The 15546-nt window shown below is 56.5% G+C and carries 10 protein-coding genes; 7 read left to right on the top strand and 3 right to left on the bottom strand.

The annotated features are described in order from the left end of the window. Window positions 1-33: 33 nt before the first annotated feature. Together D9980_RS16870 and D9980_RS16865 are read left to right on the top strand one after the other, a co-directional pair. Entirely contained in the window at window positions 34-1740 is a 1707-nt protein-coding gene (locus D9980_RS16870) for an amidohydrolase (protein WP_121609041.1), read from the top strand. Window positions 1741-2043: 303 nt separating this feature from the next. Then, entirely contained in the window at window positions 2044-3384 is a 1341-nt protein-coding gene (locus tag D9980_RS16865) for an APC family permease (RefSeq protein ID WP_024483079.1), read from the top strand. 308 nt (window positions 3385-3692) lie between these two features. Here the strand turns inward: D9980_RS16865 and D9980_RS16860 are convergent, their stop codons facing one another. Further along, window positions 3693-5207 carry a PLP-dependent aminotransferase family protein gene (locus tag D9980_RS16860; RefSeq protein ID WP_121607910.1) on the bottom strand — a complete coding sequence of 505 codons (1515 nt, stop codon included), beginning with the start codon at window positions 5205-5207 and terminating at the stop codon, window positions 3693-3695. A 120-nt stretch (window positions 5208-5327) separates the two neighbouring features. On the opposite strand from D9980_RS16860, the gene D9980_RS16855 reads away from it, so the two are divergent. Both D9980_RS16855 and D9980_RS16850 read left to right on the top strand, forming a co-directional pair. Beyond that, window positions 5328-6593 carry a 4-aminobutyrate--2-oxoglutarate transaminase gene (locus tag D9980_RS16855; protein ID WP_121607909.1) on the top strand — a complete coding sequence of 422 codons (1266 nt, stop codon included), beginning with the start codon at window positions 5328-5330 and terminating at the stop codon, window positions 6591-6593. Window positions 6594-6605: 12 nt separating this feature from the next. Further along, complete coding sequence (locus D9980_RS16850; RefSeq protein WP_021180637.1) at window positions 6606-8060, top strand: NAD-dependent succinate-semialdehyde dehydrogenase; 1455 nt, start codon at window positions 6606-6608, stop codon at window positions 8058-8060. 110 nt (window positions 8061-8170) lie between these two features. Here D9980_RS16850 and yfcF read toward each other — a convergent pair whose 3' ends face one another. Both yfcF and D9980_RS16840 read right to left on the bottom strand, forming a co-directional pair. Next, on the bottom strand, window positions 8171-8806 hold the full coding sequence (yfcF, locus tag D9980_RS16845) for a glutathione transferase (protein ID WP_121607908.1): 636 nt from the start codon (window positions 8804-8806) through the stop codon (window positions 8171-8173). Window positions 8807-8925: 119 nt separating this feature from the next. Continuing rightward, the gene (locus tag D9980_RS16840; RefSeq protein WP_121607907.1) at window positions 8926-9579 is read right to left on the bottom strand and encodes a Qnr family pentapeptide repeat protein; all 654 of its coding nucleotides are present in this window, start codon (window positions 9577-9579) and stop codon (window positions 8926-8928) included. A gap of 204 nt (window positions 9580-9783) precedes the next feature. Here D9980_RS16840 and D9980_RS16835 point away from each other — a divergent pair, with 204 nt between their 5' ends. The 3 genes from D9980_RS16835 (at window position 9784) to D9980_RS16825 (ending at window position 15489) form a co-directional block, all read left to right on the top strand. Continuing rightward, window positions 9784-11241 carry an EmmdR/YeeO family multidrug/toxin efflux MATE transporter gene (locus D9980_RS16835; protein WP_121607906.1) on the top strand — a complete coding sequence of 486 codons (1458 nt, stop codon included), beginning with the start codon at window positions 9784-9786 and terminating at the stop codon, window positions 11239-11241. Between the two features lie 103 nt (window positions 11242-11344). Beyond that, window positions 11345-14116 carry a DUF2339 domain-containing protein gene (locus D9980_RS16830; RefSeq protein WP_121607905.1) on the top strand — a complete coding sequence of 924 codons (2772 nt, stop codon included), beginning with the start codon at window positions 11345-11347 and terminating at the stop codon, window positions 14114-14116. Continuing rightward, the gene (locus tag D9980_RS16825; protein ID WP_121607904.1) at window positions 14113-15489 is read left to right on the top strand and encodes a DUF3999 family protein; all 1377 of its coding nucleotides are present in this window, start codon (window positions 14113-14115) and stop codon (window positions 15487-15489) included. The genes D9980_RS16830 and D9980_RS16825 overlap by 4 nt, the downstream gene beginning before the upstream one ends. Window positions 15490-15546 lie beyond the last annotated feature (57 nt).

Here is a 15546-nt window from a genome sequence, read left to right as displayed (position 1 = left end):
AAGGTCATTTTGTGAGGTTTCGAGACAATGACTATGACTCCAGTGGCAACAGCAGCCGAGGTAATTTATTACAACGGCACTATCTTCACCGCAGATGCGGAAAATCGTGTTTGTAGTGCGTTGGCGATAGGGCAAGGATACATTCTTGCTGTAGGGACAGATGAGCAGGTGCTTGCGCTGGCGACACCCACCACCGAACGCATCGATCTGCATGGCAAAATGATGATGCCGGGCCTGATCGACAGCCATATGCACCCATTCTGGGGTGGCAAACAGCTCAAGGGGTGCAGCCTGCACTATGCGGCGCTGACGGCAGAACAGACCTTGCAGCATATACAGGATCATCTGGATAAGTATCCGGCTGGCGATGACGAATGGCTGACGGTGCGCGCCTGGCAGCGTCAGGCGATGATCCCGGTGGGTGCGGACATGAGCCGTGCGCTGCTGGACTCTCTGAACACCTGCCGCCCGGTAGCGTTGTTCGCTAACGATTGCCACACGCTGGCGGCTAACAGCCGTGCGCTGGAGATGTTGGGCATTGATGAAAATACGCCAGTGCCGCCAGATGGCAAGATCGCCCGCGATGCCAATGGCCGACTGACCGGGATCCTGGAAGATGCTCCGGCCATGCGCGCCTTCGACAGCATTCCTTCCGGCACGGCGGAACAGAACGTGCAGGTGGCGGCCCATGTGCAGCAGGTGTTGCATGAGCAGGGCGTAACCACGGTGATGGACACCCGCGTGTTTGCGGAACAGCTGGAGGCTTTCGCCGTACTGCGCGATCGCGGTGAGCTGACCTTACGCGTGCTGGGGGCTAAAGAAGTCACGCCAGACAGCGTACAAGGGCCGGAAGACGCTGCCCGTGCGGTGCAAGAGGTTGTCGCCTTTGCCGAACAGTGGAGCAGCCAGCCTTGGACGCCACAGGCCGGGATCTCTGTTGGCCATCTTAAGCTGTTTGTTGATGGTGTTTTGCAGCCACCCACTATGACAGCAGCGCTGCTGGAGCCTTACCGCGAACATCATGGGGAAGCCAAGAGTGAGCGTTATGGCGATCTCTACTTCACCACGCCGGTGCTGAACGCACTGATCGTCGAATGTGGTCGTGCTGGCCTGCATCCGCATACCCATACGGTAGGCGATGGGGCAATCGAGCAGGTGTTGGATGCGGTTGAGCTGATGCGTGCGGCCTGCCCTGGCAAGGATATCCGCCCAGGGTTGGCCCATAACGAACTGGTTGCGCCGCATCAGTATGCGCGCTTTGCCTCTTTGGCCGCGACGGCGGTACTTTCGTTCCAGTGGGCCGGTTTACCAGGCGTGCTGATCGATGAAGAGCGCGAGATGCTGGGTGAAGCTCGTTTCCCTCACCTGGAGCCCGCGGCACGCTTCCTGGATGCCGGTGCGCGGCTGGCCTATGGCAGCGACTGGCCGATCGATCGCCTGGATGAGTGGTATAACCTGCAGGTGGGGATGACCCGCCGCGCGTGGGATAGCGAAGGCAACCCTGCGGGGCCACGTCTGGATAACGATCGCGATCTGACCCTGATCGAGACGCTGCGCGCAGCCACCATCGATGCGGCCTATATGATCGCCAAAGAGCAGTATATTGGCTCACTGGAAGTGGGCAAATTTGCTGATGCGATCGTCCTGCACCATAATCTGTTTGAGCAACCGGCAGAGAAACTGTACCAAACCCGCATCGAGCGGACGTTGGTTGGTGGGAAGATCAGCTATCAATCCTGATAGCAATGTGAATTAAGCGGTCATTTTACCTGGAGGCGTTGCATGCAGCGCCTCTACAAATTCGGCAACATTGCCATGAAGGGTAATTTTTACCGCTTTTCCTCATCCTGCAAACAATAAATCAACGGGTTGTGCCCCAGTTCTTTACCTATTGCCACCTGGTTTTCTGAAAGCGGATTGTTAGCTTCCCCGGCAGCCTAACTTGTGCCAGAATCCGTCCCCTTGTTTTTACCGCAGCGAATCAAATAGCCTATTGGGATTGGCCCTGAATAGCGCTGAGCTGCGCCAGGAGATGATACGGTAATGCCGCAAAACATTCGGTTGCAACGAGTTCTTAAAACCCCCGCCCTGGTTGCGTTTGGCCTTGCCTATATGGTGCCACTGGGTGTGTTTACCACCTACGGTCAGGTTACCGTGTTAAGCCAGGGCCACTTACCCGTCGCTTATCTGGTTACCATCGTGACCATCCTGTTTACCGCCCTGAGCTATTGCCGGATGACCAACGCCATGCCGCTGGCAGGTTCGGCCTATTCCTACGTACAGCGCAGTTTTGGTGGTAAAACCGGTTTCCTGGTAGGTTGGGCGCAGATCCTCGATTATCTGTTCCTGCCGATGCTTAACTATCTGGTTTTAGGTATCTTCTTGCACGAGGCATTCCCGTCGATCCCTGCTTACGTGTTTATTCTTGGCTCCATTGCCAGCGTCAGCGCGCTGAATATTCTGGGCGTGCGCCTGCTTAGCTCGGTGAACTTCACGCTGATTGCCTTGCAGATGGTGTTTATCGTGCTGTTTATCGTGCTGGCGTTTAGCGAGGCCGATCTCAGCCCGGCGTCATTGATGAAGCCGCTGCTGGTGGATGCTGGTGATTTTTCCGGTCTGATCGCTGGGGCTGCGGTGCTGTGCCTGGCCTTCCTGGGCTTTGACGCTATTGCTACCATGGCTGAAGAGGCCGCCGACGCCAAACGCACTCTGCCGCGTGCGATCCTGATTACCGTGATCTGTGCCGGTGGCATCTTTGTTGCCGTCTCCTACGCCGCGCATCTGGCCTATCCTGACTGGCAATCACTGATCCCGCATCAGGACACCGCCAGCCTGATTATTTCGGAGCATGTCGGCGGCAAGTGGATGTACAACTTCTTTATGGCCACTTATCTCACCGGGGTGTATGCCTCTTCCATGTCTGCACAAACCGGCGTCTCACGTATTTTCTACGCCATGGGGCGTGAAGGCGTGTTGCCGCGCAAAGTGTTCTACCACCTTCATCCTCGTTTCCGCACTCCGTGGCGCGCGATTGTGTTTGTCGCGATCATCTCGTTGCTGGCGTTGTGGATGGATTTGAGCATGGTGGTGTCGATGATCAGCTTTGGTGCACTGGGGGCGTTCACCTTCGTTAATCTCAGCGTGATCAAACACTTCCTGATTAACCAAAAACGCCGTGGGCTGAACGCGATGTTCAAATACGGCCTGCTGCCGCTGATTGGTTTCGGTATGTCGGTATGGCTATGGGTCAACCTGGATCCCGAAGCGCTGAAAGTGGGCTTCACCTGGCTGTTTGCCGGTTTTATTTATCTGCTGTGGCTGACCAAGGGGATGCGTCAGGATCCTCCATCCACCCAGGATGATATCGGCGATTTGCTGGATTGATGCCCCTCACCCCAACCCTCTCCCACAGGGAGAGGGAGCTGTTAGCCCCTGCTCTTTTAGCAGTAACTCGCTCGGTTCCCACAATGGAGGGCGCTGTTAGTCTCTACTCTTTTTGCTGTAACTCGATCGGTTCTCAGAAAGGAGGGAGCTGTTAGTCTCTGCTCTTTTGGCAGTAACTCGCTCGGTTCCCAAAAGGGAGGGAGCTGTTAGTCTCTGCTCTTTTGGCAGTAAATAGGCAATCTCAGCAAACGCGAATGTCCCTTCAACCAAGGCGAATCAGCCGGTGCTCATGAAGAATCACGATACTTTCAGCCCACTCGATCGGTTCCCTCTCCCTGTGGGAGAGGGTTAGGGTGAGGGGAGCCTATACACTCCAATAACACGTCAAACGCCGCCGCCATCTGCTCTTCGGGCACGCAGGCAAAGCCCATTAGCAGCCCGCGCCGCGCGTTTGGCAGCATGTAATACCGTGACAACGCTCTTACCAACACCCCGCGTTCATTGGCCGCCGCAGCGATGGCGACATCGTCGGCATCATCCGGCAGATTGAGCACCAGGTGCAGCCCGGCATTGCTGTTGAACTCGCTTAACGCCTGCTTACCCAGATGCTGCTCAATCAACGCGGTGAGGAACCCACGGCGTTTGGCATACAGCAACCGCATGCGGCGGATATGCGCCGTATAGTGGCCCTCCTGAATAAACTGCGCCAGCGCCGCCTGAATGATCAGATGGCCACCACGGTAAAGCTCGGCGTGGGCCGTTTTTAACTCGTCCATCAGTGGCTTGGGAAGCACCACATAGCCCAGCCGCAGGGCCGGATAGAGCGTTTTGCTGAAGGTGCCGATGTAGATCACCGGCGCATCGGCTTCCAACCCCTGCAAGGCCGGGATCGGTTGGCCGGAGAAGCGGAATTCGCTGTCATAATCATCCTCCACGATCCAGCCGCCAGCCGCACGGGCCAAAGCTAGCAGCCGTTGCCGACGTGCCAGGCTCATCACCGAGCCCAACGGGTATTGGTGCGAAGGGGTGACAAAAATCAGCCGTGGCAAGGCCGCCGGTTGCTCTGGTGGCACCATCCCGGCCTCGTCCACCGCCCAGGGGCAGATATTGACGCCGTTCATGCGCAGGATATTGCGGATCCCCCAATAACCGGGCTCCTCGATCCAGACGTCATCTCCCGGATTACACAACATGCGGGTGACTAGATCGATCGCCTGGTGAATGCCTTCGGTGATCAGAATTTGTTCCGGTGAGCAGCGCACCGAACGCGACACCCGCAGATAGTCCACCAGCGCATGCCGCAGCTCCGGGCTGCCGCCCTGGTTGCTGTAGGTTAAGCGTTGCGATGTCGGGCGGCGGCTGATGCGTGCCTGGAGTTTGCTGAAGATGTGATGCGGGAATGCATTCACGTCGGGGACGCCGGGGATAAAGGCTCCCCACTGTTTCGGGCTGGCACTGGCGTGTTGCAGTAGCGTGATGCCACGTTGTGACAGCTCGGCACGCCGTGGCTCACCGTCACCACCAATCGGCTGGCTGGCGGTGGATAAACAGCTGTCGGGTACCGTTTCTGCGACGAAGGTTCCACTTCCCTGGCGCGAAAACACATATCCTTCCGCCAGCAATTGTTCATAAACGGTTAAAACCGTATTACGTGAGAGACCCAGCTCTTGTGCCAAATCGCGTGACGCCAGCAGGCGGCTGGAAGGGGGCAGGCTACCGTCCAGAATACTGGTACGAATGGCATTGTATAACCGCTTGTGCAGTTTATCATCGGGCTGCTCGCCGAGGCGTTGCAGCAGCAGGTCACCACTCAATGAGCGCAATTGGATCCCTCAATTAATCGTAACTGGCACTCGATTATAGGGCCACATCAGGTGTAAATAAACGCAATGTTTCACGTTTGTGAACAAAACCGATAACTGGTCCCGCCCGGAGAGAACAGCATGAAAAACGCAGAACTGAATCAACGTCGTCTGGCCGCTACCCCAAGAGGGATTGGCGTGATGTGTGGTTTTTACGCCGAGCGTGCAGAAAATGCCACCCTGTGGGATGTGGAAGGCAATGAGGTGATCGACTTTGCCTCGGGCATTGCGGTGCTTAATACCGGCCATCGTCATCCCAAAGTGATCGCCGCCATTGAAAAGCAGCTCCAGGCGTTTACCCATACGGCATACCAGATCGTTCCTTATGAAAGCTATATTTCGCTGGCAGAGCGTATCAACCAACGCGCTCCGATCGAAGGCACCTGTAAAACCGCTTTCTTTACTACTGGCGCAGAAGCGGTAGAGAACGCGGTGAAGATCGCCCGTGCTTATACCGGGCGCCCAGGCCTGATCACCTTCGGCGGCGGATTCCATGGCCGTACCTATATGACCATGGCGCTGACGGGTAAAGTGGCCCCTTACAAGCTGGGCTTTGGCCCGTTCCCTGGCTCCGTTTTCCACGGCCAGTATCCGAATGCGTTATATGGTGTCAGCACCGAAGATGCCATGAACAGCCTGGAACGCATCTTTAAGGCCGATATCGATCCCAAGCAGGTTGCCGCGATCGTACTGGAGCCGGTGCAGGGTGAAGGGGGCTTTAACGTGGCTCCGGCAGAATTCATGCAGGCGCTGCGTACGCTGTGTGACCAACACGGTATCCTGCTGATTGCCGATGAGGTGCAAACCGGCTTTGCCCGTACCGGCAAGCTGTTTGCGATGGACCACTATGCGGTGAAGCCGGACCTGATCACCATGGCGAAGAGCCTGGCTGGCGGTATGCCGCTGTCTGCCGTGGCGGGCCGTGCTGAAGTGATGGATGCCCCAGCCCCCGGTGGCCTTGGCGGTACCTACGCCGGTAACCCATTAGCCGTTGCTGCCGCGCTGGCGGTATTGGACGTAATTGATGAAGAGCAGCTGTGCCAACGCTCTCAGCGTTTGGGGCAACATTTGGTGGAAGTGCTGCAACAGGCACGTAGCCACTGCCCGGCGATTGTGGATATTCGCGCGCTGGGTTCCATGGTGGCAGTAGAGTTCAACGACCCGGCAACCGGTAAACCGTCGCCGGAGTTTACCCGTCAGGTACAGCAAAAAGCCCAGGAAGAAGGACTGTTGCTACTCAGCTGTGGGGTGAACGGTAACGTGATCCGTTTCCTGTACCCGCTGACCATTCCTGATGCCCAGTTTAACCAGGCGCTGGCAATCCTTTCCCGCGCGCTGGCCCAATAAGGAGCAATATCCATGAAACTGCAAAATCCCGATCTGCTGCGTAGCCAATGCCTGATTAACGGCGAGTGGTGCGATGCGCGCAGCGGCAAACGTGAAGCCGTGATCAACCCGGCCAACGGTGTGGAGCTGACAACGGTGCCTCTGGTGAGTGCAGAGGAAACTCAGCAGGCAATTAATGCCGCGCAGCAGGCACAAATCGGCTGGAAGCAACAGACCGCCAAGCAGCGTTCCGTATTGCTGCTGGCCTGGGCCGATAAAATCATGGCGGCTCAGGAAGATCTGGCGCAGCTGATGACCGCTGAGCAGGGTAAATCGCTGGCGGAAGCGCGTGGCGAAGTGGCCTATGCCGCCTCGTTTATTACCTGGTTCGCCGAAGAAGCCAAGCGTGTAGACGGTGCCGTATTACAGGCACCACAGGCTTCACAACGTCTGGTTGTGGTGAAACAGCCGATCGGCGTCTGTGCGGCGATCACTCCGTGGAACTTCCCGGCAGCGATGATCACCCGTAAGGCAGCACCTGCGCTGGCCGCAGGCTGCACCATGATCGTCAAACCGGCTGAGCAAACGCCGCTGACCGCATTGGCATTGGCCAAACTGGCGCAGGATGCCGGTATTCCCGCTGGCGTATTGCAGGTGGTAACCGGCGAAGCGGCACAGGTGGGTAAAGTGCTGTGCGATAGCCCGGTAGTGCGCAAGCTGAGCTTTACCGGATCGACCGAAGTTGGGCGCATCCTGATGGCCCAATGTGCGCCAACCATTAAAAAGCTTTCGTTGGAACTGGGCGGCAACGCGCCGGTCATCGTGTTTGACGACGCTAATTTGGACGCGGCCGTCGCCGGGATCATGGCCTCCAAATTCCGCAACAGCGGGCAGACCTGCGTTTGCGCCAACCGCATTTACGTTCAGGACGGTATCTACGATCGCCTGGTGGATAAGCTGGTGGCCGCGGTTGAGCAACTGAAAGTCGGTGATGGCACACAGGAAGGGACAACGCAGGGGCCGCTGATCGATGAGGCCGCGATAGAGAAAGTGCAGAGCCACATTGATGATGCGCTGATCAAAGGGGCGCAGATCGCCACCGGCGGGCAGCCGCATGCGCTGGGCCGTACCTTCTTCCAGCCAACGGTGGTTACCGGTGTGACCCAGCAGATGCGCTTCGCCAAAGAAGAAACCTTTGGCCCGGTGGCGCCGCTGTTCCGTTTCCATGATGAAGCGGAAGCTATCGCGATGGCCAATGATACCGAATTTGGTCTGGCTGCTTACCTGTTTACGCAAAACGCTGCCCGTCAATGGCGGGTGCCGGAGGCGTTGGAATACGGCATGGTGGGCATCAATACCGGTTTGATCTCTAACGAGGTGGCGCCTTTCGGCGGTATCAAACAGTCTGGGCTGGGGCGTGAAGGCTCTCGCTACGGCATTGAAGAGTATCTGGAACTGAAATATCTGTGTATTGACGTGAGCTGTTAACCCTCAAGACTTGAATGCTCCCCGCTGGCCTACGCTGGGGAGCGTTTCCTCCGAGCAAGAAGTGATGTTTCTCACCGTTGAGAACGGCGGCGTCGTGGCCGCCGGTTTTTTTAGCTCCGCATTTTCTCTGGTAATGCCAACCAAGCCTGCACCGATGGGCGCTGCCACTGTTTTTGCGCATAGTGGCGCAGCGGTTCCGGTACCTGATCGCCATGTATCACCAGCCGGTTGAGCATCAGGGCCAGATCGGTATCGGCGATGCACCATTCGTGGAACAGATGATCCTGGCCGTGGCTCAGCAACTTTTGCGCCGCGGTCAGCAGTTTGTTGGCTGCCCGTTGGGCATCCGCACTCAATGGGGCAAATTTGACCGCGCTGAAAATCACCTCGGTTGGGCGTTCGGCCCGCAGCGGCAACAGATCGCTACGCAACCATGCCTGGATCTCACGGGCTTTGGCTCGCTGTTTGATGTCACGCGGGTAGAGCGGATGGGCTGGGTGGAGTTCTTCCAAATATTCCTCAATGGCGGAAGACTCGGAAAGCTGGAAGCTGCCCATCACCAACGTCGGTACCCGCAGCGTTAACGACAGGCTGCCGTAGGCCTGGCTTTGCTGTTCCCCCAGTGAAAGATCCACCGGCTTGACGGTAAACGGCATGCCTTTCTCCGTGAGCGCCACGAAGGTAGACATGGCATAGGGGCTGAAAAAGTCGCTATCAGTGTAGAGAACAGTGGCCGATGGGTTCATACAGATCCTTGAGGATGGAAAAAGTATTTGGAATCATTGGCGAACGGCGCAATAAAATCAAGGCGATGGCCGATGATTAATCTTAATGGCGTATTAGGCACTGTGATGGCAGCTGGCAATCAGGAGTCACTGACCAGGATTATCCCCAGCCGATCGATTAGCCCAACGACTTGCTGGCTATCCAACTGTACCCCCTCCAGATCAACCTGGCGGATATCCATCTCCCCCAGCTCTGCGCCGGTCAGATTGCAGTGGTTGAAGGTGGCGGCCCGCCAGTCAAACTGATTGAACTCCCCGCCGGACAGATCGGAGCCAATAAAGCTGGCACCCAACACGTTAGCGCCACTCCAGCGGTTTTCCCACAGCTCACATTTCTCCAGCACCACCTTGGAGAAATTGCTGTAGCTCAGATTGCTTTTGATGATAAAGGCGCTGCAAAAATAGCTGCGCTGCGAAATCATGTTCATAAAGCTGGCGCCACGAAAATCGGCCCCCTGTGCCTTGCATTCGCGGATCTCCAGGCCGAGGGCCTGGGTATTTCTGAAATCGGCCAGCGAGAGATCGCAGCTTTTAAAGCTGGCATCTTTCAACACCGCGCGGCTGAAGTTGCAGCCGAGCTGGGTCTCTTCGTCATAGAAAACGCAGCCGATAAACTGGGTATCGGTCAGATCGGTGCCGGAGAAATCGCAGTTCAGAAACTTGCCGTTGGTGATGGTTTCACCACGGAATTGATCGCGGGAAATCTTGGCGGATTGCAGCAGTAAGGGTTGCATGTTTTTACCTGTTTTTTTATACAGTCTATGGCGATAGTACCCGAGGTGGGGGGGAAGGGAATGGTGGAATGTGGATTTTGGCGCCTGGATGGATAAATACTTTGTTGCCATTGTGTTGATATGTCGGGAAATAAAACCTTGCAGAATAAGCGCCGATAAACCATCATTTGAAACGACGTTTCACTTCCTTGCTACAGGCCAACCTTGAACTTACACGGGCTACTGCCCCAGCAGATTGCCAAGACGCATTGGCATGCCAAGCGAAAAAGCTATCGGGTGCTTTTTTGGCGCGAGATCACGCCACTGGCAGTACCGATCTTTCTAGAGAACACCTGCGTACTGCTGATGGGGGTGCTCAGCACCTTCCTGGTGAGCTGGCTCGGTAAAGAGTCGATGGCGGGTGTTGGCCTGGCAGACAGTTTCAACATGGTCATCATGGCCTTTTTCGCGGCGGTGGATCTGGGCACCACGGTGGTGGTGGCCTTTAGTCTTGGCACTCGCGATCGTAAACGGGCACGGGCCGCGGCACGCCAGTCGCTGGTATTAATGACCGTGCTGGCGGTGCTGCTGGCGGTTGGGATCCATTTGGCCGGGCAACAGATCATTAACGTGATCGCCGGTGAAGCCACGCCCGAAGTCAAAGCGCTGGCGCTCTCTTATTTGCAAACCACCGTCTGGAGCTACCCGGCAGCCGCCATCGCCCTGATTGGTAGCGGTGCTCTGCGTGGAGCTGGCAACACCAAGATCCCGCTACTGATCAATGGCGGCATGAATATCCTCAACATCCTCATCAGCAGTACGCTGATTTATGGGATATTTAGCTGGCAAGGGCTGGGTTTTGTTGGCGCGGGGCTGGGGCTGACCATTGCCCGCTATATTGGCGCGATCGCCATTATTGCTGTTCTGGCGGTGGGCTTTAATCCGGCGCTGCGTATTACGCTCAAAAGCTATTTTACGCCACTCAACAGCAGCATCCTGCGTGAGGTGCTGGGGATTGGTATTCCCGCCAGTATCGAATCAGTGCTGTTCAACGCGGGCAAACTGCTGACACAAATGTTTGTCGCCGGGATGGGCACCAACGTCATCGCCGGTAACTTTATCGCTTTCTCTATCGCTGCCCTGATTAACCTGCCGGGAAATGCTTTGGGATCTGCTTCGACCATCATCGTCGGCAGGCGTCTGGGGAAAGGGCAAATTGCTCAGGCCGAACGGCAGATGAAGCACGTCTTTTGGCTGGCGACGATTGGCCTGACGGTGATTGCCTGGGGAACCGCTCCCTTTGCCGGGCTGTTTGCCTCATTTTATACCCAGGAAGACGATGTTAAAGAGGTGGTCAAAATCCTGATTTGGCTTAATGCCGCGTTTATGCCGATTTGGGCTGCATCCTGGGTGTTACCCGCTGGGTTGAAGGGCGCGCGTGATGTCCGATTTGCCATGTGGGTGACTATGTTGGGCATGTGGGGCTGCCGGGTAGTCGCTGGTTATATCCTGGGCATCGTGCTGGGCATGGGCGTAGTGGGCGTCTGGCTAGGAATGTTCATGGACTGGGCCGTTCGCGGAGTCTTCTTCTACTGGCGTATGGTCAGTGGGCGCTGGCTATGGAAATATCCACGGCTCAGAAAAAACCAGCCTGAATCAGCCGAAGAACAGCCGCCAAGCTAACGGTATTTTATTAGCCTGAGCCGGGTTGGCAGTATCAATCCATTGTCGGCGGTTATGTTTTGGTGTAAGACTGATGCCACGATAAATGATCTAAAGGTGCACCATGGATGGATTGATATTTATCGCTGGTTTGGCGTTGTTCCTGTGCCTGGTGGTATTACCCATTTCAGTGGTGGTATCGCTCGGCCGTGGCAACCGCAACCAGCGGGAAATTGCCCAACTGACACTGACCATCACCCAGTTGCAAAAACAGGTGGATGATCTCCGCTTCGAGGAAACCGGGAGATCGCGGCCAACGCCAACGCCCGTTTCTCAGGTGCAACCTGTGGCTGCGAAGACAACGCATGACTTTGCGGCGCACGCGGCACAACAGTCTGCCGTTAAACCCGCAACTGACATGGCCGTTACCCCTCCGGTTATATCGCCATGGGAGCCCGCAGATCCAAAACCAGCCGCACCAGTAACAACCATTCCTCGCCCACCTATTACTGATAAACCTGCCATTGATAAGCCGCAGCAGCCGAAAAACGACCTGCTCAGCGGGCTGGTGGGCTGGTTTATGCAAGGTAACCCGCTGGCGAAGTTGGGTGTCTTGCTGCTGTTCTTCGGTTTGGCCTACCTGATGAAATACACCGTTGAACGCGACATGCTGCCTATTGAGTTCAGGTTAATGGGCGCGGCGGTGGCGAGCGGCGTTTTACTGTGGTTTGGCTGGCGTCTGCGTGTTAAACAGACGATGTATGCCCTGATCCTGCAAGGGGGCGCGGTTGGCGCGCTCTATATCACCGTATTTGGTGCCTTCCGGCTTTATCAACTATTGCCACATATGCTGGCATTTGGCCTGATGCTGGTGATCTGCGCCGCCAGCGTGGGCTTGGCCGTATTGCAGCGCGCCCTCAGCCTGGCGATGCTTGCCAGCATTGGCGGTTATCTTTCACCGTTGCTGCTGTCCACCGGTGGCGGTAGTCATATCGCGCTATTCTCCTATTATCTGCTGCTCTCGCTGGGCATTCTGGCGATCAGCGTCTGGCAGCCATGGCGGCCACTTAACCTGTTGGGTTTTGTTTTTTCCTTTGGCGTAGCCGGGCTGTGGGGAGTTAACAACTACCTGCCGGAATACTACCTGGGCTGCCAGCTGTTCCTGATTGCCAATATCGTGATTTTTGGCGTGCTATGCCTGGCTTTGACTCTACGTGCACAGTTGCCTGGCGAGAAGATTATCGATGGAGTGCTGCTGTTTGGCCCGCCGTTAATCGGTTTTGGCATGCAGTATCTGATCGTTCGCCAGTGGGAGTTTGGCCCGGCCTTCTCGGCGCTGGGCTTCGGTTTGGCTTACCTGTTACTGGCCTGGGCCGCATTGAAGCGCTACCCATCCCTGGGCCGCATGTTGGCGGTTTCCGGTTTGGCGCTGGGCGGAGTGTTCACTACGCTGGCGATCCCATTGGCACTGTCTGCTGAGTGGACATCCATGGCTTGGGCGCTGGAAGGGTTGGGCATTCTGTGGCTTGGTCGTGAACAAAAGCAAATCCGCATGAGCCTCAGCGGTTCTGGCCTGTTGGTGCTGGCCTTGGTTTCCGCCCTGGTCGCTCTTGGCGCTGGAATGACGACGCTCTCCTTCACGCTTGTGTTCGCCGTACTGGCATTAACTTGGCTCGTGGTGGCATTCCTCTGGCGCGATCTGGAGAGCGATGCTGCATTCAGGTTGGTGGTTAGCCGGTCCTTCCTGGCTGGTGGGATCCTGCTCTGGCTGGTTTGCCTGCTCGGTTTTGCCGGGCGATTGCCGCTTGATTATGGCTACGGGGCTTTCCTGGCGTTGGCCTTGTTGACGCTATCCGTAGTGCTGTGGCATTGGGTGGCACAAAGGTTGGCCTGGCTCGAACTGCGTTATAGCATTTGGCTGCTGTGGCCGGGCATGTTGGCCATGCTGTTGTTCCAATTAGTCGACTTTGATTCTTTATTGTTCTTCGGCTGGCCGAATCTGGTCTGGTTACTGACCTTGCCGGTGGCGTACTGGCTGCTGAAGCGCGAAGCAGGCTCTCTGCCGTTACTGCGCCTGCAGCAAGGATTACACCTGTCGCTGTTCTGGATGGTGGTGTTTGCGCTGGGTTATGAAGTTTTTTGGCGCACGATGCGCTTGCCGTGGGGTATGGATGAATGGCAGCTGGGCCTGCAAATGGGCTTCCTCTCCCTGATCATCTTGGCTACACATGGTGCGCTGCGCAAAGGATGCTGGCCGTTTGCCGAACATCGTCAACTGTATGGGGCGATTGCCCTGGCCCCATTGGCGGCGTTGGCTCTGCTGCTGTTGCTGGTAGGCAACGTGTTTGATGGGGTCAGTATAGGCTGGCGTTATTTACCGTTGTTGAACCCGTTGGAAGAGGGGGCTGGTTTTGCACTCTTGGCTCTGGTGACTCTGGGGCTGTTTGTCCGGCGGGAATACCCGCAATTTGCCGCATTGCTGAAACTGGCGCTGCCGCTGTTCACCCTCGCGATGCTGTTCTGGTGGGGCAATGGGGCGGTCCTGCGTGCGCTGGCCTATTACGCCGATATTGCCTGGCGGGCCGATACGCTCTGGGGCTCCCGTCTGGTGCAGACTACCTTCGCTTTGCTGTGGATGCTGATAGCGCTGATCGTCATGGTGTTATCAACCCGTCGTGGACAACGTGAGGTCTGGTTTGGCGGTGCGGCGTTGCTCGGTATCGTCATTGTTAAATTGATGCTGGTTGATAGCGCTCGGGGTGGGGGATTGGCTCGTGCCATCGCGTTTATCGGCGTGGCGATACTGGTGTTGATCGTGGGATATTTTTCTCCATTGCCACCCAAAGCGGTGCGCGGTAAGGAACCCAATGTGGCAAGCGAACGAGGGAATGTATGAAAGTAAAACTGAATAACTGGTTGCTGCTGGGATCGCTTTGTCTGGCTGGTGCGGCCCATGCGGAGCCGGTGGCTGAAAAACCGCAAGACTTTGCCTATGGCATATCGCTAACCACTGAAGGTAGCGCACCGTTTTTCCGTGTTGAACTGCCTGAGGCCGTGTATACCGAGAGCGTTTGGCCGGATCTGCGCGATGTGCGGGTGTTCAACAATCAGGGGCAGGCTGTCCCCTTTGCGCTGGCTGCGAACGTCACCACTCAGGAGAATAGCCAGACTTTCCCTCTGCGCCTGTTCCCGATGAAGGGTAAAAGGGTCACTAATCAGGAACAACAGGTGATTTCGTTAAAATCCGCGGGTGGTGTTGAAGTGACCTTGCCTGTGGATAGCGACCAGCCAATGGGGAACACCTATCTGCTGGAGATCCCGCAGCATGAGGGCAACTATCCCCGCCTGACCCAGTTGAAACTGGCCTGGGAGCGTCTGCCCGAAAATTGGCAGACCCGCGTTAGCCTGTTTCATAGCAGCGACTTAAAAGACTGGTCGAGCAGCGCTGAGGATGTGCCTTTGATGGATCTGGTTTCCGGCAGCGATCGGTTGCTGTTGGATACCATCGATCTTGATGACTATGCCAGACCTCGTTATTTGCTCTTGGTGTTCAACGATGCCAAAACGGCCCCTGATTTGAAGATCCAGTCAGTGCAGGGGATTGCGGCTTCCAGACACACCGAACAGCAAAGGATCGGCCTGACCGTCAACCAAAAAGCCATTACGGCTGGTGAGGCGGAATATAGTTGGCCGAATCCTCAGCCCTTGAACAATATCAGCATTCGGCCGACGCAGGGGAATACGGTGCTGCCACTCGAGATCGATTACCGCAGCGCAGCTAGTGACAGTTGGCACCCCCTGACCAAACAGGTGGTGTTCTCGGTGAATGGCCGCACCGCAGAGGCAATCCCTATGAACGGCTTGCTGGTGCAGGGTATCCGCTTGAAAGGTATCAACCAGCAATGGGGCGATTCACTGCCGGAAGTCTCGGCCCAGCGCGACAGCCAAACCTTGATATTCAATGCCCAGGGAACCACGCCATTCGTGTTGGCGTGGGGAAATAAAGCCGCCCAACCTCAGGCTATCCCTTTAGATAGCCTGATCCCGGCAGAGCTGCGTAAAACTATAGATGCCGATGCGTTGCCAGAAGCTGGATTGCAATCCCAAGTAACTCTGGGTGGCACCGAACGTTTGAGCGCGGTGGATGCCGCAGAAGAGGCCAGCATGTGGAAGAAAGGTCTGCTCTGGCTCCTGCTGGTTCTGGGGGCGGGGGGATTGGTGTTGCTGGCGCTGAAGTTGTGGAAAGAGGTTCAGCAGAAGCCGCAATAGGGGGGATGGCTGGTGGGATGGAAACCAAGGGGCGATGCTGCATGCGTTGCCCCTTGT

The sequence above is a fragment of the Serratia sp. 3ACOL1 genome (assembly GCF_003668775.1).
Lineage (GTDB): Bacteria > Pseudomonadota > Gammaproteobacteria > Enterobacterales > Enterobacteriaceae > Chania > Chania fonticola.
The sequence above is the reverse complement of the archived record's forward strand: the minus strand, read 5'-3'. Positions and strand labels throughout refer to the sequence as shown.

Excerpts from the sequence above, each read along its gene's own strand:
- D9980_RS16870 (WP_121609041.1), top strand. The coding sequence starts at position 34 with ATGACTCCAGTGGCAACAGCAGCCGAGGTAATTTATTACAACGGCACT.
- D9980_RS16865 (WP_024483079.1), top strand. The coding sequence starts at position 2,044 with ATGCCGCAAAACATTCGGTTGCAACGAGTTCTTAAAACCCCCGCCCTG.
- D9980_RS16855 (WP_121607909.1), top strand. The coding sequence starts at position 5,328 with ATGAAAAACGCAGAACTGAATCAACGTCGTCTGGCCGCTACCCCAAGA.
- D9980_RS16850 (WP_021180637.1), top strand. The coding sequence starts at position 6,606 with ATGAAACTGCAAAATCCCGATCTGCTGCGTAGCCAATGCCTGATTAAC.
- yfcF (WP_121607908.1), bottom strand. The coding sequence starts at position 8,806 with ATGAACCCATCGGCCACTGTTCTCTACACTGATAGCGACTTTTTCAGC.
- D9980_RS16840 (WP_121607907.1), bottom strand. The coding sequence starts at position 9,579 with ATGCAACCCTTACTGCTGCAATCCGCCAAGATTTCCCGCGATCAATTC.
- D9980_RS16830 (WP_121607905.1), top strand. The coding sequence starts at position 11,345 with ATGGATGGATTGATATTTATCGCTGGTTTGGCGTTGTTCCTGTGCCTG.
- D9980_RS16825 (WP_121607904.1), top strand. The coding sequence starts at position 14,113 with ATGAAAGTAAAACTGAATAACTGGTTGCTGCTGGGATCGCTTTGTCTG.